This window comes from Microcoleus sp. BR0-C5 (assembly GCF_036705045.1).
Lineage (GTDB): Bacteria > Cyanobacteriota > Cyanobacteriia > Cyanobacteriales > Microcoleaceae > Microcoleus.
Window position 1 is genome coordinate 77401 of sequence record NZ_JAUBTR010000001.1, and the last position, 24174, is coordinate 101574.

The 24174-nt window shown below is 47.2% G+C and carries 18 protein-coding genes and 1 pseudogene; 9 read left to right on the forward strand and 10 right to left on the reverse strand.

Annotated features, from left to right (window positions below):
• Window positions 1-12 precede the first annotated feature (12 nt).
• The gene (locus QUB08_RS00340) at window positions 13-1695 is read left to right on the forward strand and encodes a tetratricopeptide repeat protein (RefSeq protein WP_333222449.1); all 1683 of its coding nucleotides are present in this window, start codon (window positions 13-15) and stop codon (window positions 1693-1695) included.
• 275 nt (window positions 1696-1970) lie between these two features.
• Here QUB08_RS00340 and QUB08_RS00345 read toward each other — a convergent pair whose 3' ends face one another.
• Entirely contained in the window at window positions 1971-4433 is a 2463-nt protein-coding gene (locus QUB08_RS00345) for an ATP-dependent helicase (protein WP_333222451.1), read from the reverse strand.
• Between the two features lie 166 nt (window positions 4434-4599).
• Here QUB08_RS00345 and QUB08_RS00350 point away from each other — a divergent pair, with 166 nt between their 5' ends.
• Complete coding sequence (locus QUB08_RS00350) at window positions 4600-5574, forward strand: DUF4349 domain-containing protein (protein WP_333222453.1); 975 nt, start codon at window positions 4600-4602, stop codon at window positions 5572-5574.
• 142 nt (window positions 5575-5716) lie between these two features.
• On the opposite strand, the gene QUB08_RS00355 is transcribed toward QUB08_RS00350, so the two are convergent.
• Entirely contained in the window at window positions 5717-6811 is a 1095-nt protein-coding gene (locus QUB08_RS00355; protein ID WP_333222455.1) for a RuBisCO accumulation factor 1, read from the reverse strand.
• A gap of 227 nt (window positions 6812-7038) precedes the next feature.
• Between QUB08_RS00355 and QUB08_RS00360 the strand changes: the two genes are divergently transcribed.
• The 7 genes and pseudogenes from QUB08_RS00360 (at window position 7039) to QUB08_RS00390 (ending at window position 14192) form a co-directional block, all read left to right on the forward strand.
• A complete protein-coding gene (locus QUB08_RS00360) occupies window positions 7039-8253 on the forward strand; it encodes a transposase (protein ID WP_333222457.1) in 1215 nt (404 codons plus the stop codon).
• 87 nt (window positions 8254-8340) lie between these two features.
• Entirely contained in the window at window positions 8341-9285 is a 945-nt protein-coding gene (locus QUB08_RS00365) for a response regulator (protein WP_333167152.1), read from the forward strand.
• A 280-nt stretch (window positions 9286-9565) separates the two neighbouring features.
• Entirely contained in the window at window positions 9566-10267 is a 702-nt protein-coding gene (ubiE, locus tag QUB08_RS00370) for a bifunctional demethylmenaquinone methyltransferase/2-methoxy-6-polyprenyl-1,4-benzoquinol methylase UbiE (RefSeq protein ID WP_333222459.1), read from the forward strand.
• A gap of 85 nt (window positions 10268-10352) precedes the next feature.
• Window positions 10353-11585 carry a DUF445 family protein gene (locus QUB08_RS00375; protein WP_333222461.1) on the forward strand — a complete coding sequence of 411 codons (1233 nt, stop codon included), beginning with the start codon at window positions 10353-10355 and terminating at the stop codon, window positions 11583-11585.
• 169 nt (window positions 11586-11754) lie between these two features.
• Window positions 11755-12063, forward strand: a complete 309-nt coding sequence (locus QUB08_RS00380) for a DUF3493 domain-containing protein (RefSeq protein WP_333222463.1) — start codon at window positions 11755-11757, stop codon at window positions 12061-12063.
• A gap of 678 nt (window positions 12064-12741) precedes the next feature.
• Window positions 12742-13317: an alpha/beta hydrolase gene (locus QUB08_RS00385; protein ID WP_333222465.1), complete on the forward strand. Its 576-nt coding sequence runs from the start codon at window positions 12742-12744 to the stop codon at window positions 13315-13317.
• Window positions 13318-13464: 147 nt separating this feature from the next.
• Window positions 13465-14192 (forward strand): annotated as a pseudogene (locus QUB08_RS00390) (IS1 family transposase).
• Window positions 14193-14478: 286 nt separating this feature from the next.
• On the opposite strand, the gene QUB08_RS00395 reads toward QUB08_RS00390, so the two are convergent.
• The 8 genes from QUB08_RS00395 to QUB08_RS00430 form a co-directional block, all read right to left on the reverse strand.
• Window positions 14479-14703 (reverse strand): hypothetical protein, encoded by a 225-nt coding sequence (locus QUB08_RS00395; RefSeq protein WP_333152289.1) that lies wholly within the window; start codon window positions 14701-14703, stop codon window positions 14479-14481.
• A gap of 239 nt (window positions 14704-14942) precedes the next feature.
• The gene (locus QUB08_RS00400; RefSeq protein ID WP_333222467.1) at window positions 14943-15683 is read right to left on the reverse strand and encodes a low-complexity tail membrane protein; all 741 of its coding nucleotides are present in this window, start codon (window positions 15681-15683) and stop codon (window positions 14943-14945) included.
• Between the two features lie 419 nt (window positions 15684-16102).
• Window positions 16103-19270 (reverse strand): translation initiation factor IF-2, encoded by a 3168-nt coding sequence (infB, locus tag QUB08_RS00405; protein WP_333222469.1) that lies wholly within the window; start codon window positions 19268-19270, stop codon window positions 16103-16105.
• A gap of 382 nt (window positions 19271-19652) precedes the next feature.
• Window positions 19653-19967 (reverse strand): YlxR family protein, encoded by a 315-nt coding sequence (locus tag QUB08_RS00410; protein WP_333152294.1) that lies wholly within the window; start codon window positions 19965-19967, stop codon window positions 19653-19655.
• A 95-nt stretch (window positions 19968-20062) separates the two neighbouring features.
• The gene (gene nusA / locus QUB08_RS00415; protein ID WP_333222471.1) at window positions 20063-21349 is read right to left on the reverse strand and encodes a transcription termination factor NusA; all 1287 of its coding nucleotides are present in this window, start codon (window positions 21347-21349) and stop codon (window positions 20063-20065) included.
• A 270-nt stretch (window positions 21350-21619) separates the two neighbouring features.
• On the reverse strand, window positions 21620-22087 hold the full coding sequence (rimP, locus tag QUB08_RS00420) for a ribosome maturation factor RimP (protein WP_015178987.1): 468 nt from the start codon (window positions 22085-22087) through the stop codon (window positions 21620-21622).
• A gap of 489 nt (window positions 22088-22576) precedes the next feature.
• Entirely contained in the window at window positions 22577-22726 is a 150-nt protein-coding gene (locus QUB08_RS00425; RefSeq protein WP_333222473.1) for a thiamine S protein, read from the reverse strand.
• A gap of 71 nt (window positions 22727-22797) precedes the next feature.
• Entirely contained in the window at window positions 22798-24174 is a 1377-nt protein-coding gene (locus QUB08_RS00430; protein ID WP_333222475.1) for a response regulator, read from the reverse strand.

The window sequence follows — 24174 nt, forward strand, 5'->3', positions numbered from 1 at the left end:
TGTGCAAGGCGTATGCCAGACCTCTCGACTTCGGCTCCTGAAAACTCCTCAAACCCCCAACCAGCTCTGCTGCCGCCGATTTTAAGAATTTTTGCAGCATTTCCAGATTACGATCGGGGCAATAGATTGTACGCCGCAGGAAGGTACGAAGCGGCAGTCCTTTGCTACGGAAAAGCGGTTCAAATTAAGCCGGACTGGGCTAGGGCGTGGCTGAATCTGGGCAAAGCTTACAAGCAACTGCACTCCTACGCAGAAACCGTAGCCTGCGCCGATCGAGCTACAGCAATTAATCCCGAAGAATACTGGGCTTGGATGCTGCGCGGCACAGGGCTGTTAAGTTTGCAAAATCACTCAGAAGCGATCGTGGCTTTCGACACCGCAATTCAAATCAATTCAGAAAAGCACGAAGCTTGGTATCAGCGAGGCAGAGTTTTAGAGGAATTGCAACAGTGGGATGCAGCCGCAACCTGTTACAAAAGAGCAACCCAACTTCATCCGAATTTGCCCGCCATGTGGTATCGGCAAGGCAACGTGTTGGTTCAAGCGGAGCGTTACCCTGAAGCCGTGGCGGCTTTTGAGCGCGCGCTGAAACTCGTCCCGACTAATTGGGAAGCTTGGCTGAACCGAGGTTTGGCTTTGATGAAAGCCGAACGCTACGCTGAAGCTGTAACTTCTTACGATCGCGCCATTCAACTGCAACCACAAAATAGTCTGGCTTGGTTCAATCGGGGCATTGCTTCAGCAAAATTGCACAAATATGCAGAAGCGGTGACAGCTTATGATCGCGTACTGCAAATGCAGCCCAACGACTGCGAAGCTTGGTTTTATAAAGGAATGGCCCTCAAACACCAGTGGGCCGATGCGGCAATTGCTTGTTTCGATCGGGCAATTCAAATTAATTCTTTGTATCCCGAAGCATGGATCGGGCGCGGTCAAACACTGTCAGAATCAAGAGATTTTGAAGGGGCGATCGCTGCATTTGACCAAGCCATTCAAATTAATCCAAATTTTCCCGAAGCTTGGCTGGGTAGAGGCATCGCCCTAGCAGGATTGGAACGCTACAAAGAGGCAATTATCGCTTACAGCAATGCCCTACAAATTGAAGGTAATTTTCTAGAAGCTTGGAACTTGCGAGGCGAAGCGTTGGAAAAATTACAGCAATACGAAGAAGCGATCGCCTGTTTTGATAAAGTAATCTCTCTGACTTCAGAAGCAGAAATTACATCAAAAGTAGGGTTGCAGCAAGGCGCAGCGCTGGAAAAATTGCAGCGTTACGAAGAAGCCGTCGCAGCTTACAACCGCGTAATTAAAATCGTGCCAGACAATTTTGAAGCTTGGTTGCAACGCGGCAACGCTTTGTCAAAATTGCAGCAGTACGAACAAGCTCTAGCATCATACGATCGAGCAATTACTGTCTGGCCGGACAACTATCAAGGCTGGGTGCAGCGAGGTGTGATTCTAGGGGAAATGCAGAACTATTCCCAAGCACTCGTCGCTTTTGACCAAGTGATTCAACTCAAGCCAGACAACTGGGAAGCTTGGGCACAGCGGGGCGACGTTTTGCAAAAATTGCAGCGAACTCAAGATGCCATTAGCTCTTACGGAGTCGCCCTCGAAATCAAACCCGATTACTACGAAGCTCTAGTTAGTCGAGAAGAATTGAGACTCAAGGGCACGATGTCAGGAAAGTGGTAAGGAATGAGAATTAAATAACTTACAATGCGTGATGGTTCTTGTGGGATGGGCGTCCCGCCCGTCCAGAAAGGGCGGGCGGGACGCCCATCCCACAAGAACAATTAAAATTGTAAGTTATTTAATTCGCGATCCTTAATATCATGTCCGATAGATTGACCATAATATCCCGGCAGGGCGGGTTTTTGAGATTGTTAATTATTAGCCGATATTGTTGGTGAACCCGCCCCTACCTGATTTGGGGTAATCGACCGGACATGATATAATTCTTACTTCTTTTATATCGCATTACTCGGAAATCTCTGCTTCAAAACAGGCATTACCGGACAAGGTTTTTGCTCCTGTAAATTCTCTGGTTTGTTCCAAGTAAAAGGCCCTTTTTTCTCCGCCGCCATCCACAACAAACTTTTTGCTCGCGTCATCGCCACATACAGCAGTCGAAACTCTTCTGCTGTTTTCAAATAACCTGCTTGTTCCCAGGCTTCGCCTAGATTTGGTAAAGGATATTTTTCGTGCAAACTTGCTCTAATTTGTGCTCTCGCTACCTCTGCTAAAGTGAAATCTCCTAAAAATCGGGCTTGCGGCAAAACTCGCAAATTTCCGGGGATGGTTTGTTCGTGCAGAAACGGCAAAAATACGCAATCCCAATCCAATCCTTTAGCCTTGTGCATGGTAATAATTGTTAGTTGACCTTTGCTGGTATAACGTTCTTCTATTTTGTCGTCTGCATCCACAGGTTCAAATCTTTCGGAACTGACAATTTCGCTAAGTACGCCCAAAATATTGTGCATTGAATTGTTGCCGGCTGTTTGGATTGCTACCCGTTCTGCTAGTTTGTCGGCGGTGGCTAATTCTGTTTGGTCGTATTGCAGCGCTAAGGCTAAGAATGAAATGATTTGGTAGGGTGGTAGTTCTAAGCTAGCTTGCAGCAAACCGCAGCAAAAATAGCGACATTTGCGAACGGGGTCTGACTGCTGCGGGTCTAGGGGGCCTGGGTAAAGGAATTGCTCTGGGCTAGTCGCAAAAGCATTGTAGTCTTGTTTGGGGATGAGTTGCCGATCGCTCAAAATCTTTAAGGCTGCTTTCAGGTAGTCTGGAGAGTGGGGGCGATCGAGAAATTGCAGCAGTGTTAAGATTTCCCAAGGTACTTGAGAATGTCTGTCGCGTTCTCCCACATCTTCAATTTTAATCCCGTATTTCCGCAAATCAAAGCTTAATCCGTGTTTTTGAGGATTTTCTAGCACTTCTTTAATAAACTTGCCTTGTTTATTTTCCCGCACCAAAATAGCCATCGACTTCAGATTTTCTAACGGCAATTTTGCACTATTTTCTCCATCGCTAGCTTCCGCGCCTGAATCGATAGCTTTTTCATTCCTTGCGAATTCAAAATCGGTGGGTAAAAATTCCTCGACCAACTCAATTACCCGCTTGCCAATTAACTCAACTGTATGATAAATATCGCGGGGAGTATGCAATTCTAAGCCTCGACCAATGGGAGCCGGATTGGCATTCTGCTGCGGGTCATCGCTGGGTACTGGCTTAATAGTTTGATCGCGAAAAGGCTTTTCATTTTTCGCTAATTCTGAGCCATTTACCCATTGCAACATAAAGTTAGCCGCATCGATAATTACTTGGGTACTGCGGCCTGCACCATCCATTGTCGCTAACTTATTCTCTACTTCGCACTCATCGCAAAATTGGTTAAAATAAATCGGGTCAGCGGGAGTAAAAGTTGAATTAATTGCTTGATTTGGGTCGCCAACTCTGATAAAATTTTCAAGTGAGTTAGGACTGTCGGTTTCGCTAGCTAATATTTTCAAAAGCTTAGTCTGCAAAGGTGTCGAATCCTGGGCTTCGTCCTCAAAAACGGCAAATACTTGCTTTTGCTCGATCGCCCTCGCCCTGGGATTGTCCAACACCCGCAAAGCGGCTAAAATCATTTCGTCGTAATCGATGAATTCCCGACTCCTCAACAAAGCCTGATATTTTTGATACAAACCCCCAGCTACGGCTAAAATCTCATAACCGTCCCCAGTATCAAGAGCGCTCATTTCTAACAACTGTTCTGGAAACAAACCCGAAGATTTCGCCTCGTGAATCACAGTTTTAGCTACCTGCGGCAAAATTTCCGTCCGCAAAACCGATTGTCGCCGCAGCCTCTCCGTTTCTTCTCCGTCGAATTGCTGTCCTTCCAACAAAACTTGATATCGGCGGGGATTTTCCGCAATCCAAAGTTCTACACAGGTACGAATTAATCGGTGACTTTGAGTTGGAGTAACTAAGGTTGAATTTTCTAAATTTAAACCCGACAAATCAGGATGGCGCATCGCAATATTCAAAGCTAAACCGTGCAAAGTGTGCACGGCAAAACCGCCTTGAGATAAAGACAATTGGGCCAATCTTTCCCGAATTTTAGCTTTAATATTTGCAGCAGCCGATCGCGTAAATGTCACGACAATTAACTGGCGGCGGCTGTGAAGCTGGTTGCGGGCGATCGCAATTGCCGACGCAGCAGCCATTCCCGTAGACTTCCCGGCCCCCGGAACCGCCGAAACAGCAAGGGGGCCGCCTTGCCAATCCGCCATGTCCTGCTGGCCCGCACGCAAGCTTTCACGAATTTTAAGGCAAGCTTGTTCTCGCAAAACGGCGGCCACCCCTGATTCTGAAAGCGCTGAGGCTACATCCGGGCGAGCGATACTGGTTGTCGATCGCATAAAATCAGAATCAAATTCATCAGTCATTATTACATCCGCGTTTATCTGCGTTCATCTGCGGTTAAGAATAAAAAAATCTGCAACCTCTACCGTTTCCATTTCGGTATCGGCTAAACTAACACTATCTATTCGAGCTTAAATTAAAACCAGCATAAAATTCAATACCCAAGCCTTTTTTATAGGAATCACCCAAATGAAAACTCACCTCAAAATCAATTCCCCCCCGCACCAGCCAAACCCAAACCCAGCCAACAGCAGCACAACTCGTTTGGCTGTGGCACTATTCTTAACTTTATCTTCAGCCATTGCTTTGCCTAGCTGCGGTGGAGCTACATCCAGCAGCCCTGAAAACCAAGTTGCCGCATCGGCTCCACAATCGGCACCAGCACCGGAGCCAGTAGCCCAAAGGTCAAAAACTTCTGGTGCATCAAAAAAAGCAGCAGAAACTCCCGCAACCCGTCCCCAACTGATTAAAAAAGCCCAACTCAGTGTAGTTGTGAAATCTATTGACGCCAGCACTAAATCTGTTACTAATATTGTCGAAACACAGCAAGGCGATATCTTGGGTTTCCAAAATCAAAAGCCCCCGGATTCCAGTGTCCGCCAAACCGCGTCTGTGGAGATTCGCGTGCCTCAAGAACGGTTAGAAACTACTTTAGACGCTTTGGCCAAACTCGGAACTGTAGAGAACCGTGCTCTGACGGCTGAGGATGTTACCGCTCAATTAGTTGACAGCGAGGCTAGACTGCGGAATCTCCGCAAATCCGAGGAAATGGTGTTAAAAATTATGGAGCGATCGGGCTCTGTCGGCGATGTGCTCAAAGCTGCTCAAGAGTTGAGCAATATTCGGGAGTCGATCGAACGCATTGACGCTCAGTTAAAAAGTTTGCGAAATCAAGTAGCCTATTCGACTATTAGCTTAACTCTAGAAGCAGCAGTATCGGCTCAACAAACTCAGGAACCTTCTCTAGGTTTGCGGGCGCAGGAAACTTGGGGGAAAGCGACTCATTCTGTGGGCGAATTGACGCTCGGTTTGTTTGCTTTGGGTATTTGGCTGTTGGCTTACAGTCCTTATTTGCTGTTAATTGGGGCTGCGGTTTACGGCTTTAATCGATTTAAGAAACAGCATTCTGTTCCGCAAATTCAAGAACCGAAACCGCCTCAGTAGTCAGTAGTCATTAGTCAGTAGTCATTAGTCAGTTGTCAGTTGTTCGTTGTCAGTTGTTAGTTGTTAGTTATTAGTTGGTATTAGCTTTCCAGTCAACAGTCAACAGTCAACAGTCAACAGTCAACAGTCAACAGTCAACTGACTAATCATCAATTTGCCATCCATCTTTGGTATAGTCTTCATCGACAATCTTTTTCGGACGCATCACCAGAACAACTCGCCCTAAAATAGGAATATCCGGGGATTGTTCAAACCAGTACAATTCTAAATTGCCAGCGTTATCTGCGAGGAAATAACTGTCAGCATCCCACTGTCTTTGAGCTCGATCGGCAATAATCAAAACTTCTTCAACTTTGCCTTGCAGCGGTACCGGCAATTTATCGCTCATTCCCAAAACCGCCACCGGATCTTCAGCGTTCAAAATTACCTGCCATCCGGGAATCGCCACCCAAGCTCCGGCTCCAGAAAATTTTACCATTCGGAACGGCTCGATTTCCTCCGGTAAAGGCACTGCCAGCAAATCTCTCGTAGAAAGCGGCAATTTGCCCACAACCGGGACAACGCGAGGCAATTGTTCCTCGGTATCGAGTCGGTAGACGGGCAAGCGGGGCGCTTCCCGTCTCGCAACTACGGTAAAATCGACGAGCAACTGCTCGATTTGCGCCCTAGCGGTTTGGCTGCTAGCTAATTTTAAACCGCGAGCAATTAAGCGCGATCGCTCTTGCAAATCGCTTTTCTGTCTCGCCAATTGCCAGCATTGGTAAGCCATAGCATCGCCGGGAGTGTCTGTGAACCCTTGGGGGAGACTCCCGAAGTGGGAAAACTCCTTGATCGCTTTAGCAACTTGGCGAGCATCGTCAACATCCAAATTGTGGGTTAGCATCAAAGCAGCCGCCCCGGCCCGCTCTACTTGAGAGAGAATCCGAAACTCGTATAAGATATCGCTACCTTTGCCCAAAAAGTGCGATCGAACTTCGTCTGAAGCCCCAGCATTTACCATGCTGGTGTAGACTTGGGCTGCGACGCTTACTTGATTTTGCTGAATTGGCTCAAAACCAGTTTCTTCAAAAATCCTTTGAGAGTTGTACCCAGCTTTTAGCAGTGCAGTGCAGGCCTGTCCCCACTCTACCCAAGTGCCTTCTTTTCGGCGGAGCGATCGAATTAACTTTTCGGCATCCACAGCATTTGTGGAGGATGCAGATGCAGGAGAGGAGGAATCTTGCGGTGTATCAGTCATAATTGAATCAAAAACTAGCGCTAAGTTATGTGTGATTGGATACCGGCAAGGCTCGTGTCGCGCCAGAGCGATAGATTAATAGTAAGTGAGTTATGAGACTATTGTTACCGGAAAACGAGAGGAAAGCCCCCGACTTCAGGCGTGGGGATGAACTCGGCAGCGGATGCGGCCACCTACAGTCTTAGAAAAATCATGGTTGATTTCTAAAAGCATGATATGATTATATCATGCTAACAGTAACTCACGAGTACAAACTACGTCCAACCAAATCTCAAGTTCAAATATTTGAGATTTGGTTGTCTGTTTGTCGTCAGGTTTATAACTATGCCTTGCGAGAACGGAAAGATTGGGTGAATTCTCGTAAGTCTTCTGTTAATGCTTGTTCGATAGTTGGTGAGTATATTATCTCACCGGATACTCCTAGACCAACCTATGCTAGTCAGTGCAAAGGTTGGGCAGAAGCTAAAAAGCATTGTCCCGAATTAAAGACCCCTCATTCGCAAGTATTGCAGCAAACTTTAAAGGTTTTAGAGTCGGCATTTGTGGCAATGTGGGAGAGAGGGCATGGGTTTCCTCGCTTCAAAAAACGGATGCGATCGTTTGTTTTCCCGGCTGTTAAGGATGCAGCAGTGGAGAATGGAAAGGTTAACCTGCCTAAGATTGGGTGGGTAAGGATGAAAATGTCTAGACCCACACCAGAGGGTTTTATACTCAAGCAAATTAGAGTAGTTAAAAGGGCATCAGGATATTTTGTCATGCTGACCTACCAGTTAGCAGTCAACCTGCCCGCTCGCCCACCGTCAGGACATCCATTAGGGGTAGATATTGGGCTTGACAAATACCTCGTAACTTCAGATGGAGAATTAGTCAACAGACCGAGATTTTTTCAGGCACTTCACCGCGAGTTGAAATCACTGCAGCGAAGATTAAAGCATCAAAGAAAAGGGTCTAATAATTGGCTTAATCTCCAGAAAAAGATTGCTAGAATTTATCAAAAAATCAGTGATGCCAGAAAGGATTGGCACTATAAATTAGCTCATCGATTATGTGACCAAGCAGGAATGATATTCGTTGAGGATATCAATTTTAAGGCTTGGGCAAAGGGGATGTTCGGTAAACATACTCTCGATGCAGCCTATAGTCAATTCTTCTCGATTCTGTCTCATGTGTGTTGGAAGCGCGGGGTGTATTTTGCTCGTGTTGATAAAAACTATACGAGTCAAATTTGCCCCCAATGTGGAACCCATACTGGTAAGAAAACCTTGGATGTCAGAATCCATAGTTGTCAGTCGTGCGGGTACACCACTGATCGCGATACAGCAGCAGCACAAGTAATTAGAGACAGAGGTATCCTTGCGGTCGGGCAGCTCGTGATTAAAACTGCTTCTGGAGGCGTTCTATCGGGGATCGATAGTAATATCGGTCTAGAGTCGAGCCTTTGAGAGAAGAATCCCCCGCATTCTATGCGTGGGGAGTGTCAAAGAATAGTTGCTCGCCTAAATTTACGAAGGGGAGTTTATCGTATTGTTATGGATAATGCCATTTCAGAGCTAGATCAAATTAAACGCCAGCTCATGACCCTACACAGACCGAAAAAGCCCAAAATGCTGGTAGTAGACGACGAACCAGACAATCTGGATTTACTCTACCGCACTTTCCGACGAGATTTTAACGTTCTCAAAGCTGAGAGCGGAATTCGCGCCTTGGAAGTCCTCGGCATCGAAGGCGAGGTCGCCGTCATCATTTCCGACCAGCGGATGCCCGAAATGAAGGGAACGGAGTTTTTGAGCAAAACCGTGCCCCAGTTTCCGAATACGGTCAGAATTATCTTGACTGGTTTTACGGATATTGAAGACTTGGTGGATGCCATTAACTCAGGACAGGTTTACAAGTATATCACCAAGCCTTGGGACCCGAACGAACTGAAAATGGTGGTGCAAAAGGCGGCCGAGACTTATGAAATTCTCAAGCAGCGGACTGAGGAATTGGATCGCGCTCAAAATCAAATACAACTGTTAGCAACAATCATGCAAACGGCTGTGGATTATCCGAGTTTGGAAGCAAGTTTAGATCCAATTGCTACTGCTATAAGTGATAATTTTTTGGCGGATTCTTGCATTTTGCAACTGGTGGAAGGAAATGTTTTAATCCCAGTCCAAGGCTGTCACACCACGGGTTCAACTGTGGAAAATTGGCTGGCGGATGACCCTCTGGTTCGAGAAGCAATTACCTCTCAAACTATTCAGGGTGTTGTGAATATTGGACTCGACACCAACCTAGCGAGTCTGCCACACTATCAGAAATCCGGCATTCAAGCTCACCTGAGCATCCCGGTGAGTCATAAAGGTCGATCGATCGCCCTAATTTCCATGCAGTGGAAGCAACCTTGTTCCCTGCGCCCCGACGAACTCACAACAGTTCACCTCGCAGCTCAAGAAGTTGCTTTGGTATTGACGAGTTTTCAGGGTCATTAGTCATCAGTCATCAGTCATCAGTCATTAGTCATTAGTCATTAGTCATCAGTCATCAGTCATCAGTCATCAGTCATCAGTCATCAGTCGGCTCTGTGTCTTGAGTTGAAAATGATAGCCAACCAATGATTAAAGACAACATATCACCGATCGCTAACAAATAAAAAAGCATTAATGACTGGCGACAACATGACATGAATGGACGGATTAATTATTAGTTCCGGCTGAGCAATCACCTTTTCCCCAATCAGCTTTTCACCTTTTCCGCAATGACAAATGACCAATGACTAATAACGCCGAACAAATTAAAACTATATTTAATCGAATTGCACCAGTTTACAACCAATTGAACGACTGGTTGAGCTTTGGGCAGCACCGGATTTGGAAGCAAATGGCGGTGAAATGGAGCAGTGCGGGCCCCGGAAATACTTGTTTAGACTTGTGCTGCGGTAGCGGGGATCTAGCTTTGTTGCTGGCTAAACAAGCAGGGCCGACCGGTTGCGTATTTGGAGTAGATTTTTCTGCCGAACAATTGGCCGTTGCGGCCAGGCGCGATCGACCTTTTCTCACCCCTGCAAGTCCCATTTCCTGGATAGAAGCTGACGCCCTAAACTTGCCTTTTGCTGACAATTACTTCGACTGCGCCACAATGGGTTATGGCCTACGTAACGTGACTGACATCCCCCGCAGTCTTCAGGAATTGCACCGCGTGCTCAAACCCGGTGCCAAAGCAGCTATTCTCGACCTCCACCGCCCCAGCAATTCCCTAATGCGGAGCTTTCAGCAGTTTTATTTAGACAGTCTCGTAGTGCCCATTGCTCAGCAATTTGGCATGACTCAAGAATATGCTTACATTAATCCTAGTTTAGAAAAATTCCCGATCGGCAAGCAGCAAGTCGCGATCGCCCGCCAAGCCGGATTTGCCACCGCCACCCACTACCCGATTGCCGGAGCTATGATGGGAGTATTGGTATTAGTCAGTTGACTGTTGTCAGTTGACTGTTGTCAGTTGTCAACAGTTAACAACAGTTAACAATTCCCAATTCCCAATTCCCAATTCCCAATTATTGATGAATCCGTCTGACATTTGGCTGTTGTTGGCCCCACCTGTAGTGGGAGGAATTATTGGCTATTTCACTAACGATATAGCTATCAAAATGCTGTTCCGCCCCTATCGAGCTATTTACATCAAAGGGCGGAAGTTGCCTTTCACTCCAGGCTTGATCCCCCGCAACCAAGAGCGTTTAGCAAAGCGAATTTCCGACACAATTATGGGTTCGCTGCTGACCCCACAGGAACTGCAAAACTTAGCTCGCCGCCTCCTGCAAACCGAGCGGATGCAGTCGATAATTCTCTGGTTGTTGCAGTTGGCGCTGGATCAGGTAAAAGCAGACGCAGAGCAAAAAACCGCTAAAATTCTTGCTAACATTCTGCGAGATTTGCTGGGAGAATCTGTGCCGCGAATTCTCAAAGTTTTGGCGCGCCGGGAAGATTTTTTAGAAGCTCAGCTAAATCAAATTTTTGACCAAGTTTTGCTGGAGATTCAGCTAACTGAAGCTCAGGCGGCTCAGCTTGCTGAGTGGTTGTTGCAGGTAGTAATACCCCCGGAAGTGCTGCGGCAGGCTTTAATTGACTTTTTGACGGATCGCAATATTTCGATCATCGATGAAGGGTTTCGAGAAAAAACCAGCGGCACTTATTGGGTAGTAGCAAATTTGTTTGGTTTGCGGAACACTTTAACTCGGCTGCGGACTTTTTGTCTGGATGATAGAGAAGCGACAAATCAGCGGTTAGCAGAGTTAACTATTTCTTTGGGAATTCGCGGGCGAATTCAGGAATGGCTGCAAAATTTGTCGATGCAAAATTTACCGGTTTCGACTGTGAGACAGTTGCGAAAAACTATGCGCGACAGTGTTCGCAGCTATGTTCAGCAGCGGGGTACAGAGGTACTTGAGGGGTTGAGCAAATCTATTGACTGGGAAAATATTTCGCGGTTGATTCTCAATCGCTTGCAAACTTCAGCGGTGATGAGCGCTTCCCTCGGAATTGTCAGCAAAGAACTTGCTTTGGTTTTAGAACGCTATCTAGAGCGGGATTTAGAAAATATTGTAGCTCAGGCTATCCCGATTTTGAATATTGACCAGGTGATTGTCGATCGAGTCAAAGGTACTTCTCCTGAAGAATTGGAGTTAGCAATTCAGGGAATTGTCAAAAGCGAGTTGCAGGGAATTGTAAATTTAGGAGGCATTTTGGGCGTTTTTGTCGGCTGTTTGCAGACAGTTGTGCTTTGGATTCAGCGGTGATTTGTTTCGGCAGTGGTGAGATATTTGTTGTAGTCTAATATTCACTCTCTATGGTGCACCCACTACCAAAAACCTGGTTTTTCGCTAGTATTTGCTACCTCAGCCAGACCGTTTTTGGTAAAAACCGGGTTTTTGTGGCCCAATCCTAATTTACTTATTTCCTAAATCTATGCCAACCCCAAATTCGGACGATCGCACAAACATCCCAAAAAACCCGCGCAACCTCAGCCGCCAACAATACGAGCGTTTAACTGCAGAAATGGCCACTCCCTACCGGCCTCTGCGACAGTTTGTCTATGTAGCTTGTGGCGCTTCGGGCTTTATCGGCGGCTTGGTTTTCCTCGCTAAAATTGCCTCTGGCCGGGAAATTGGTTCTGCTTTGCCCAATTTTGCCCTCCAAGTCGGAGTTGTGGCCCTGATGGTGTTCCTGTTTCGCTGGGAGCAGCGCGCCCAGAGCCGAGCCCCGAAGTCGAAGTAATAAAAATTTACAAATCGAGACAAAAATCTATCTGAGGCAAGGAAAAGTTATAAATATAAAGAAATTATTATGAAATCGTGGTTTCCCAGCGATCCCTGTAATACTAAGAATGTGGCTTTAATTGGGGTCAGCAAATTTAAAGGCCCTAATCATAAACCGCTTGTAATTCGTTCAATTGGGGTCAGCTTTCATAAAGACCCTAAATATATAAAATAAACTTAAGCCCAGCGCCAGCCTTCACTGATAGAAGAGCTGGCGTTAGGCATTTTGGTAGGATCGGCAGATTGGGAGAGAGAATCATATCAATTCCGGTTGCAATGTCGGTGACTGTTGACTGTTGACTGTTGAATCGCGGTCGCAAAACTGAATGGTTGAGTGTTATCAGTAGGGTGTGCACCGTGTACAGAGAGGCGCGTAGAAGCGCCCTGAACCGAGTTTTTTCCCTAGCATCCGAGATAGGTAATACCAGTTCCCAAAAATCCTGCACCTGTAGACTTGTGCTCAAAACCACGATCGTCATCAGTCATTCGCCAATCTAAAATCTAAAATCTAAAATCTAAAATGGTATCAGTGCTGGGGCCATAGAATAATTTGGTATTTCCCGAAGACCTTAGCCTGTGCAGTAACTAATGAGATGTGTCAAAGTCGAAGTAGAAAAAGATGTTGGGAGATTTTACTATGGGTCGATCATTTTTCAAAGGGCGGTGGACACTATTTTTAGCAGCAGGCGCGGGAATTGTATTTTACAGCAATGCTGCGGCGGCGGCCGAAAAGGTAGTGCTCAAATACAGTGCGATCCGAATGACTTTACCCGTCAGCGAATTAGAAATTTTTGCAGAAACTGGGAAAATGTCGCCCGGGTTAGAAATGCTGCTGGGAAAAGCAAAAAAAGACCCGGAAGCGGTTCGCAACAGTCTGACGAGACCAGTAAAAGTCAGTCAAAGCTTTTTGGATCGGACGCTTAACAGCAAGGTTGGGGAAATAATTCTCGATGAGGTAGGTCAGGTAATTCGCACTCCTTCTGGGAATGCAAATCGAGAAGCTTTGAGATCTGCCTTGGTGCTGTCTGCAACTAATGATAACGAGATTACAATGCTGGAAGCGATGAAGAATTATCCTACTCCAGAAGTTTATGTTGAGGGCGATCGCTTAGTTGAAGCTTACGGCAAACTTGTAGCTTTGTCAGAACAATTGGGCGGAGTTTCAGAACGGCTGCAAGACATTTTGAACAAGATTCGTCTGCCTAGATTGTAGTGGATTTGGTCAAGGACGGTTGATTGCTTCGAGCGATCGCATAATGTTGCTGAACCTGCATCAATTACAGGGGAGTTACATTTTTTTTGTGCAAAATTTGCCTAATTTTTACACAAGCTTAAAAAAAAGGCGTTGCTGAGTTAGAGTATGAATAGGAGGAATAATTTATGCAATGCAAGCGAATGTAAATCAACCCATATCCGTAAAAACGGCAAGAAGAAAGGAAAACAGAATCACATTTGTGTCCAATGTGGTCGTCAATTCATTAATCAGTATGAATCCCACCCTTGGTTATAGCGAGAGCATCAAACGTGATTGCCTAAAAATGTACGTCAATGGTATGGGTTTACGGGCGATAGAACGAGTTAAGGGAGTTCATCATACCGAGCGTAATAAATAGGGTAAAACAAGTCGGAAAACTGTTACCAGAGGTTTATGACCCTGAAGTCATTCCAGAAGTTGGTGAGCTCTCGGAATTACAAACTTATGTAAAAAAAAACAGACAAAATCTGGTTGTGGACAGCGGTTGACCATTTTCGACCAGGAATTTTAGGATGGGTATTAGGGGATCTAGCGTGCTAAGACATTTGAACCATTATGGAACCAAGTAAGTGCATGGAACTGCTACTTTTATGTAACTGATGGATGGTCTGTATATCCCATGTTTATTCCTGATGAGTATCAGATTATCAGTAAGACTTATATGACACTCCTTAGAAGGATAAAATACAAGACTAAGACATTATTTAGCCAGACTACATCGGAAGACTCTTTGTTATTCTAAGTGTGAGAAAATGCTCAAGCATTCTATTAAGTTATTAATACATTACTTGAAATTTCACGATATTCCCATGCCTGGGGCATTCATACCTTGATTCAGCAACGCCAAAAAAAGGCGTTGCTTAATTAGGGTATGAAAAAAATAAGTTGAAAAGGCAGAAGCTTTGTGGATACTGATTTCTATGACTTGCATATTTAGCCTTTCATACCGTAAATCAGCAACGCCGAGAAATACTGTCCCCTGCAATTTGATCTCCGAAGTTCCGATCGACACTCACTCTCGACACTCACTCTCGGCACTCACATAGCATATTGGAGGGGATGCCAGCAGAATTGGGCTATAAAATTCACAAACCGTGACAATATTTGGTTTTACGGCACTCAGTAAGCCAAAGTTTCTAAAGTTTCCCGCAGATAGGACCGAACCTGCTGATCGATGGTGGCATTTTGCTGCTGACGCTCAAAATTGAGTTCTAGCTGCCAGCGTTGAAATCCTGAACTTGCGCCGATCGCGGATTTGAGACTGCCCCAGATTTCAGAATCTTCGCACAGCTCGATCGGCTCGGCGGCTTGAGGTTCTTGTGCGATCGGTAGATAATTCGCCATATTGTTATACCTCTGTTTTAATCCCCTGTAAGGATTTAAAGCTGACCTTGACACTCTCTATTATAGATTCTTCTCTCCAAAGAGCCAACCTAAAATATCCACAACTTGCAATTAAAAATTAAATATTAAGACTATTAATAATCTCTATCAGAAGAGGGGCCTTACCTATTTTTTCACAGCATACATCTGTACAAATTAAAGTAGCTTAAACTACAATTGTCCCCTCTTAATTTTTTATTTCACTTTTTTTCGCTCGACTGTTCGGGTAGAGATGTAACGCCGTTGGTGTCAGCAGGTTTTGGGTTGACTATACTGCCGACTGACGAATTCCCTATGCCGGATGCTGGCCCAATTGAGTCTGCGGGTGCAGCCACAGCGGCAGTTGTCTCGGCTGCCAAAGCCGGCAAAAGTCGATCGACTTGCCAAGGTGCGATCGTAAAATCCTGCCGAATTTTTTCTAAAACATGAGGCTTTGTCACTGCAAATTCTGATTCCGGCGTCAACAAAACCGCCATGACACTAGCAGACACCTGCAAAAACAAATTGCTAGCTAAAAAAGCAGCAACTGCCAACAACAATCCAGCCCACCGCCAGGAAGGAGGAAAGGGAGCCACCGAAGCCGCGAGAGGAGCCCATCGGTAGAGTTGCCACAAAATTACTGCCAGCAAAACAGCTACAAAAAGAGCGATTCCTTGATTTAACTTAGTTTTAAACCGAGTCAGAAGTCGGTGCTGCACAGAAGTTAAATTCTGCGGTTTCACCGCCACCACTAAAATACTAAAAATGTAAAAAGGGCGGAACCACTGCATCCACAGCACAGGAACAATACCTGCTACAGCCACTAAAAATATTTCTAACCAGACAGGGAGCAAGGGAGAACCCACTGCGAGTCCCAACAAGCACACTCCTAGGAATATCGGCAGTGTAGCCGCCCCAGAAAGGTGAATCCACAAAAAAGGATCGGACCAAAAAGAACGCACTTTCAATAATTATGAGTTATGAGTTTTTAATTCAGAGTTTTGATAGTCGGCGACGCACTCTTAACCAATAAATCTGGTGCGAAGACTACATATCTAGCGGTAACACCAAGCATTTTGGGAGGAAACTCGATTGCTGTGCGTAAGTCTTATTGGAGTTTTAAATTTAGAATTTTTAGCAACAGCCAAGACTATGAGGACGTTGTTAATTGCGGATATATTTGCTTTTCTTACTTCTTCCTTCTATCCTCGATAACTAAAACCTTCTGCCTTCTGGCTTCTTCCTTCTGCTATAAGTTAAAAACAAAAGTTGCGAGTGATGAGTTTGGGAGTATTGAGTGAAGAGAAGAGTGGCGAGCGATCGGCAATTTGGTTGCGATCGCTCAAAAATTCTCTTCCCCCTCAACACTCACAACTCAAAACTATTGAGAGAGAGTCCGGCGTTTAGTAACCATCCGGTAGGCTTCAATAAGATCGCCATCCGCCCAGTCGCTAAACCCGCTCAAGGAAATGCCGCATTCAAAGCCAGCATTGACTTCCTTGGCATCTTCCTTCATCCGTTTTAGGGAGTCTAGGACACCTTCGTAAACGACATTGTTGCCCCGGCGCACCCGCACCTTACAGTTACGGATGACTTTGCCAGAGAGTACCATACATCCAGCCACAGCCCCGCGACCGATCGCAAAGACAGCGCGCACTTCTACTTGACCCAAAGGTTCTTCCACCAATTCGGGTTCCAGCAGACCTTCCATCGCCCCTTGAATGTCATCCAAGAGGTTGTAGATGATGCTGTATTCTCGCACGTCTACCCCCGCTTGGTCAGCCGCGAGGCGAGCGTCGGTGGCGAGAGTAGTATTGAACCCGATAATTACAGCATTACTGGCTGCTGCGAGGTCAATATCCGTTTCGGTAATTTCCCCAGGAGCAGATAGCAGCAGTCGGAGTTGAACTTCTTTTTGAGGAAGTTGAGTCAGAGCGCCGACAATTGCTTCGAGGGAGCCTTGGACATCTGCCTTCAAGATCAAGTTGAGTTCCTTGAGAACGCCTTCCTTAGCTTGTTGAGAGAAGCCGCTGAGACTGATCCGGCCGCCTTGCAGCAGGCGTGAATCTCGTCTGGAGGTAGCTCTTCCGCTTGCGATCGCCGCAGCTTCTTTTTCGTTTGCGAAGACATCAAACTCGTCTCCGGCGCGAGGAACTTCCCGCAGCCCCAGCACTTCCACCGCGAAGGATGGAGTTGCTTGCTCTACGCGATCGCCCCGGTCATCGATCATGGCGCGCACCTTGCCCAAAGCCGAGCCTGCGACCACAATATCGCCCACTCGCAGAGTGCCGTTCTGCACCAGCAGAGTTGCCACTGGCCCCCTTGCCTTGTCGAGGTGAGCTTCAATCACAGTACCCTTAGCAGGTCGGTGCGGGTTGGCGTTGAGGTCTTCCATTTCCGCCACTGTCAGAATCATTTCCAACAGAGTATCCAGGTTTTCGCCTCGGATCGCGCTGACTGGAACCATCGTGATATCGCCGCCCCAGTCATCTGCCACCAAGCCGTACTCAGTAAGCTCTTGCTTCACCCGTTCCGGCTGAGCACCCTCCTTGTCAACTTTATTGATAGCCACGACAATTGGCACTTTCGCCGCTTTCGCGTGGCTGATCGCTTCAATTGTCTGGGGTCGCACGCCGTCGTCTGCAGCCACCACCAAGATGGCGATGTCCGTAACCCGTGTTCCCCGAGCCCGCATCGCTGTAAAGGCTTCGTGACCGGGCGTATCCAAAAATACCACCTGCTGGCTCTTGCCTTCGTGTACCACATCTACGTGGTAAGCACCGATGTGCTGAGTAATGCCCCCAGCTTCTCCCTGAGCCACCTTGGTTTTGCGGATCGAGTCGAGCAAGGTAGTTTTACCGTGATCCACGTGACCCATAATCGTTACTACTGGCGGACGGCGTTCGAGGTATTCCAAATCCGCTGCGTCCAGCATCTCGATCACTTTGATAGCTGGGGCTACTTTTTCTGGGGTTTCCACCTCTACGCCCATTTCTTCGGCTACCATCCTCACCGCTGGAATGTCCAGGGTTTCGGTAATATTTACCGCAATTCCTTTAGAGAAAAGCCGCTTAATAATTTCGGTTTCGGGAACAGCCAGAGTAACTGCTAGTTCTTGAACGGTCATCGGCCTGCTCAGCAGCAGCTTTTCTGGACGTTCTACCTTAGCTTCGGCTGTTTTGCCCCGGTTGCCGCGTCCCCCGCTCGAACCTGAAGAACTTTTATCGTGAGAAGGGCCTGGTCTCTTATTTTTTCCGCTGCTTCCGGGTGCGCCCGGAGTTGGTGTTGACTTGGGTGCTGCTTGTCCCTTCGCTTTCGCTGGGCGGGCTAGGGACAGGCTGACCGTGACTGGTGCTGGCAGATCCAAGCCGTTTTCTAAGTCATCGTCATCCTCGTCTATGGGTTTGAGGCGAGAACGTTTTGCCTTAACAGCTTTGGCAGCTTTGGCAGCATCTGAGTTTTCGTCATCATCTTCTTCCCAAATGACCGATGTCTTTTTGGCAGGACGAGGGAGGGAGGGCCTTTCGAGGAGAGGAATCTCCAGCAACGGCGTATTATCTTCTTCATTGTCATCAGTGTCATCCCCTAGCGCTCCGGTGCCACCGCCCCGGCTACGCAGCCCGGTAGCTGACGTTGCGGGGGCCAGGCTCCGGCGCGGCCCACCGGGCTGGGGTCGATCGGCCAGTGGAGTTTTGACTGGGCCACCTGGGCCTTCCCGGCGCGGTCTTTGCGCGTCGCGAGATTCGGTACCTCCCGGTGCAGGTCTGCTGGGGCGGCTCGGTTTAGCCGGCGCTTCCAGAGTTTCTGACTGTCCTGATTGCTCTTGCTCGGTTTTTGCCAGTTTGAGTACCGGCTTGTTCCCCAGATTTTGTGGGCTACGGCTAGCCGACTCGGACGCCCCTCTGACTGGGGGCGACGTGAGTTTTGCCGAGGGCGCGATCGGTGCGATCATCGGCGGTTGCTGGGTGCGTTCTGGAGCCTTTTCCGACGGCGGTTGAGGTGCCGCCGGTGCCTGAGCCTGGGCGGTGGTCTCCGGGGCGATCGCACCTACATTTTCCGACACTCTTTCTGACGGAGCCGCCGACACAGCGACATTTGGCTTCGACAGTACAGGTCGATTGATATTCGGTTTAGCTGGAGGCTGGAGTTGTTGAGCAGCAGGCGACTTGGGAGGAGTTGCCACGGTTGCCGCCGGCTGGTTTTTGTTCTCCTCGTTGCCTGCAGGCTGGGAGGAGGCACCAGCCGGCCGTACTTTTGGACTGCGTATTTCTAAAATTTGCTGCTTTTTTTGTTGGTCGTTAGGGTGAGGGCCAGATTCTCTCGATGGCGCGGCTGCTCTTTCGGGTGGAGCTGGCTTGCCGGGGGAAGAGTGGCTACTGGCTACGTATTTTTCCGCCGTTTTGCGAATGCGCTCTGCTTCGGATTCTGTAATTGTGCTGCTGTGGCTCTTGACTGAAATATTGAGCCGCTCGCAAACTGCCAAGATGTCTTTATTATCCAAATTTAGTTCCCGTGATAATTCGTAAATTCTTACTTTGCCGTTGTTCATCCACTCTGCCCTCTTTTGTGCCAACCAGTTTTTACATTGTGATTTTTTGTGCTAATGACGACATCATTCGGTGTGATTGATTCAGTGTCAGGAATCGGGGTTTTGGTACTCGCTCAGCAATTTTATCTAAAAGATGCAACTCGCTGAAGTCTGCGGTTGAAGAATTCTCAAGTCTGTTTGGGAACTTGGAACTCCGAAGTCTGAGTTTTGGCAAAACCCACTCTCTCAAGCTTCAAAGTTTGCCTTTCCACCTTGAGGATACCTCTGCTAGTACCCTACCCTTATCTAATCTGACACAAATCTTTCCAGACTGGTGGGCAGATCGGATTGGGGTTTTATAGCTGGCGCTACCGGTAATTACTGGTAGGGCTGCCAAGAGGGTTTATACAGTCGATGCCGAACTATTGTCGGTTTTTCGTCCGGCTAGGCCAGAGTAAGATGTACAGTCAGATGTGGCTAAACGCTGCCAAAGTGTTTGGTACAGTTCGTCAGACACAGACGCTTTGAGCGATCGCCCAAGTCGATTTTTTTTCTGAGCTGCTTTGAGGCATTCGGCTTCCCGACAAAGGTAAGCAGAACGGCCCATGCCACGATCTAATTGTACCTGATGAGAAGGATAGAGCCTGACTACTCGCCAAAAAGCTTCCTTTGGAGCTATTTTTCGACAACTTGCACAGCACCGGTAGTTCGGTTTCATTTCTTGTCAGAGGGGGAGTAGGGGGAGAGGAGGGAGTAGGGGACAAGTCCTCCTTGTCTCCCGAAGTGAGAAAATAACAGTGAATGTCACAGTTTTTAGACTGCGGCTTCGGTTTCCTCCGTGGCGACTGCCTCCTCTTCATCAAATTCTGCGGTTTCCTCGTCGTCGTAGTCGCCTGCTTCGTCTGCGTCGTAGTCGTCTGCTAGTTCTTCGAGCCTAGTTGCTTCTGCTGCCAATTTGCTGTCTTCGGCCGCGCGATCGTACTTAGCAATATCTTTGATATCGATTTTCCAACCAGTTAGGCGGGCTGCGAGGCGGACGTTCTGACCTTCTTTGCCAATGGCAAGACTCAGTTGGTCTTCAGCGACCAAAATGTGAGCTCTCCTGCCTTCTGGAGCAACTAAACGCACTTCATCTACTCTAGCGGGACTCAGAGCGTTAGCAATATAAGTTGCTGGGTCTGGAGACCAGCGGATCACGTCGATTTTTTCGCCCCGCAATTCGTTGACTACTACCTGAATCCGCGATCCCCGCGCTCCGATGCAGGCTCCTACAGGGTCTACGTCGCGATCGAGAGTATCAACTGCTATTTTAGTCCGGGGGCCGACGTGCCGGGATGGCGGATTTGCCTCCCTGGCTACGGCGACAATCCTCACCACCCCGTCTTCTATTTCTGGTACTTCGTTAGCAAACAGGTAAACCACCAAACCTGCGTCAGCTCTAGAAACAAGTAACTGCGGCCCACGAGTTGAGCCTTCGCCTACTTTTTTGAGATAAACCTTGAATGTAGCGTTGGCCCGGTAATTGTCGTTGGGCAACTGTTCGCGCTTAGGGAGTTCGGCATCTACTTCTGGCTGACCGAAGCTGCTGGTAACTGCTAAAATTACCGACTGCCTCTCAAACCTGAGCACTCTTGCTTGAAGAACGGTTTCTTCTAAATCTTTAAACTCTTCTTGAATCATTTTGCGCTGTTGGTCGCGCAGTTTTTGAGCGAGAACTTGTTTGGTTTGGATGGCCGCCATCCGACCAAATTCTTTTTGATTTGGTGTTACGTCTACGAGCACGATACTCCCCGGCTGAGCTTCCGTGGCTACTTCTTGCACTTCGGAAAGTGAGATTTCGTGATCGGGATTGATGACTTCTTCGACAATAGTTTTGTTTGCTAAAACGCGGAAACCTTCTTGTTCTGCGTCGAGTTCTACATCAAAGTTGTCGAAGTATTCTTCGCTGAAGTGATCGAGTTTTTGGGTACGGCGGTAGCGTTCGTATCCTTTGAGCAGGGCTTCTCGCAAGGCTGCTTGGACGGCGTGTTTGGGTAAATTGCGTTCTTTGCTAATACCTTCGACCATTTCTTTGAGTCCGGGCAGGGGAACCATTGACATATAAAACTCTCCTTTTTTGCTGTGGTAATAAGTAACTGGTAATCGGTAAGTAGTACTTGGAAATTTTCCAGGAAAAGTGATGACAGAGGAGTGATGAGTTACTTGATATGATTAGGGGTTCTGGGTGCTGTAACAATTTATTTGTTGTTCCTATTCAACCCGTGGCTACAGATGTGATTGTTAAAAATTAACTCGCAGCCAAGCGTTTTCAGCTTGCTGCGAGGCAATCTCAAAACTCAAAACTCAAAACTCAAAACTCACAATTTCCCTTTACATCTCCTTTCCTTCGTCTAGTTCAACTTTGACAATCTGAGGGCGGGGAATTTTAACTTGTCGCCCTTTTTGATTGAGATAAACCGCTGTTTCATCCCGGCCCAGGAGGAGTCCTTTCCACTCTTTGATTCGCGAGTCGGGTTCGGTGGTTTTGGCTGTCACGGGGAAACCTTTAAAGGTAATAAATTCTCGATCGCTGCTGAGCAATCGGGATATTCCGGGACTGGAAATCTCTAGCACGTAGGCATCGGGTATGATGTCGGCTGCATCTAACTCGGCATCGAGGGCTGTGCTCATGCGCTCGCAGTCGGCTAAACCAGTGTCTTGTTGGAGGTTGCGGATGTCTACCCGCAAGACGGGAGGATTTTGGTTGGTGTGAAACACTGCTCCCACTACTTCCAATCCCAGTGTTTCCGCAACGGGGGTAGCTAAGTCAATGATTTGTGGGATTAGGGGATGAGTCATATCGAATACTTAAGTTAAAACTCCTGAACTCGGACACGGCAAGGAAAAATTTGGTGTTGAGATTGCTTGGCTTTGAGGTGGTTTGATTAGGTGGCTGCGACTTTCGTCTTCAACTTTGGGACTTACCCAACATCCCTGCTGGGGATCTCAAGCGGGGGGGTACCCCTACTAAATCAGTCCTCAACTTGCAAGTCAGACGCCCTGAGCTCTTTTCCTGCGACTAATGCAACAAAAAAAGTGGGCTTGACCCACTCCTAGGTAAAACAATTTCTTCCAAGAAGTTTGAGGACTTCTTCCGATCGAAGGCAGGCCTCAGTTCTCAGTTTAGCTCGATCGCCCGCCCGGTGACAAACTGATCGCCATCGGCGGACTGTCCGAGGGCAGAAGGGGAGAGCTGACAGGGGGAATAAGGACGACTTCATCACCGTTTTGGAGTGGGGTGGGGCGAGGGCAAATTCCTGGTTGATATTCAAGCAGGTGCGATCGATCCTAGAACAGGGGGGGAGTGGCACTCAGGCGTTCTAGGACTTGCGATACGGGAGTTTCTTTGGGAAATTCTAATTTCCCTTCGGACAAGCCCTCTGCTTCTTGATAGGCTGCCAAGAGTTTGACAGTGATGGTGATTGGTAGATTAGACATGGGCGATCGCATGATTAACGGTATATTGACAAAACAGCAAAACTAAAATTAACCATAAAAAATCCCCATTACTAATGCTGAATAGGAAGCTCAATTACAAACTCTACCCCCCATTCGGGCGAGGCAATGCAGGTCAGCTTACCACCATGTTTTCGTTCTACGATCTCCCGGCTAATAGACAAACCTAAACCTGTCCCTTTACCTACTGATTTAGTAGTAAACATCGGCGTGAATAAATGCTGCATTACTTCCTGAGTTATGCCAACCCCATTATCAGCAATCCGAATCACCACTCTGTCATCCTGAAGCATTTCTGTGCAGATCCGAATCTGTGGAGTGTCATTACTCTGTTTCTTTTCCCCGCACAGCGGACAACTAATCGTAGACTCTTCTAAAGCATCAATTCCATTCGCCAATATATTCATAAATACCTGATTAAGTTGCCCCGGATAACACTCTACTAGCGGCAATTCCCCATACTCTTTAATCACTGCAATTCCTGGGAAACTTCCTTTAGATTTCAGTCGATGCCCTAAAATTAATAAGGTACTATCTAGCCCATCGTGAATATTCACGGGCGTTAGTGCCGATGTATCCAACCGAGAGAAATTACGCAGTGACATAGAAAGATTGTAAAGTCGCTCTGTTCCGACCGCCATTGAATCAATAATTTTTGGCAAATCTTCAACAATAAAATCTAACTCAATCTCCTGGGACTTATCCTCAAATTCTGATGTCGAAGTAACGTTGTGCTGGCAAAGCCGAGTCATCTCGATCAAATCGGCAATATATTCCTTGGCAATAGGGATATTATTGGAAATAAAACTAACTGGATTGTTAATTTCGTGAGCCACTCCAGCTACAAGTTGACCAAGGCAAGCCATCTTTTCACTTTGAACGATTTGCACTTGAGCTTTTTTAAGATTATCCAAAGCTTGAGAAAGTTCAGCGGTTCGTTCTTCCACCCGTTTTTCTAACTCCTGCGCGAGCTGATGTAACGCTGCTTCTGCGGCGAGCCTGTCTTCTATTTCCCGTTTGAGAAGCAGATTTTGGTCTGCGAGAATTTTAGTAAGAGAACGCAGCTTTAAATGGAGGTTGACGCGAGCTAATACCTCCTTTTGTTCAAAGGGCTTAGTAATGTAATCCACCGCCCCTAGATTAAAGCCTTTGACTTTATCTCCTATGTCAGAAAGAGCCGTCATAAAAATTACCGAAATTTCGTTCGTCAACGGACTTTCCTTCAGGCGATGGCAGGTTTCAAACCCGTCAATTCCTGGCATCATCACATCTAAAAGAATCAAATCAGGCTGAGTATATTCGGCCTGTTCGATGGCAGTTTCACCATCAGTTGCTACCAATATCTCCCATCCCGAACCCGCTAAAGCTTCAGAAAGCACGTCTAGATTGCTAGGATTATCATCGACGATTAAGATGCTACTTGTTTCCAT

Bases quoted from the DNA above. Each gene is read 5' to 3' on its own strand.
- QUB08_RS00340 (WP_333222449.1), top strand. From the start codon at position 13: ATGCCAGACCTCTCGACTTCGGCTCCTGAAAACTCCTCAAACCCCCAA.
- QUB08_RS00345 (WP_333222451.1), bottom strand. From the start codon at position 4,433: ATGACTGATGAATTTGATTCTGATTTTATGCGATCGACAACCAGTATC.
- QUB08_RS00350 (WP_333222453.1), top strand. From the start codon at position 4,600: ATGAAAACTCACCTCAAAATCAATTCCCCCCCGCACCAGCCAAACCCA.
- QUB08_RS00355 (WP_333222455.1), bottom strand. From the start codon at position 6,811: ATGACTGATACACCGCAAGATTCCTCCTCTCCTGCATCTGCATCCTCC.
- QUB08_RS00360 (WP_333222457.1), top strand. From the start codon at position 7,039: ATGCTAACAGTAACTCACGAGTACAAACTACGTCCAACCAAATCTCAA.
- QUB08_RS00365 (WP_333167152.1), top strand. From the start codon at position 8,341: ATGGATAATGCCATTTCAGAGCTAGATCAAATTAAACGCCAGCTCATG.
- ubiE (WP_333222459.1), top strand. From the start codon at position 9,566: ATGACTAATAACGCCGAACAAATTAAAACTATATTTAATCGAATTGCA.
- QUB08_RS00375 (WP_333222461.1), top strand. From the start codon at position 10,353: ATGAATCCGTCTGACATTTGGCTGTTGTTGGCCCCACCTGTAGTGGGA.
- QUB08_RS00380 (WP_333222463.1), top strand. From the start codon at position 11,755: ATGCCAACCCCAAATTCGGACGATCGCACAAACATCCCAAAAAACCCG.
- QUB08_RS00385 (WP_333222465.1), top strand. From the start codon at position 12,742: ATGGGTCGATCATTTTTCAAAGGGCGGTGGACACTATTTTTAGCAGCA.
- QUB08_RS00395 (WP_333152289.1), bottom strand. From the start codon at position 14,703: ATGGCGAATTATCTACCGATCGCACAAGAACCTCAAGCCGCCGAGCCG.
- infB (WP_333222469.1), bottom strand. From the start codon at position 19,270: ATGAACAACGGCAAAGTAAGAATTTACGAATTATCACGGGAACTAAAT.
- QUB08_RS00410 (WP_333152294.1), bottom strand. From the start codon at position 19,967: ATGAAACCGAACTACCGGTGCTGTGCAAGTTGTCGAAAAATAGCTCCA.
- nusA (WP_333222471.1), bottom strand. From the start codon at position 21,349: ATGTCAATGGTTCCCCTGCCCGGACTCAAAGAAATGGTCGAAGGTATT.
- rimP (WP_015178987.1), bottom strand. From the start codon at position 22,087: ATGACTCATCCCCTAATCCCACAAATCATTGACTTAGCTACCCCCGTT.
- QUB08_RS00425 (WP_333222473.1), bottom strand. From the start codon at position 22,726: ATGTCTAATCTACCAATCACCATCACTGTCAAACTCTTGGCAGCCTAT.
- QUB08_RS00430 (WP_333222475.1), bottom strand. From the start codon at position 24,174: ATGGAAACAAGTAGCATCTTAATCGTCGATGATAATCCTAGCAATCTA.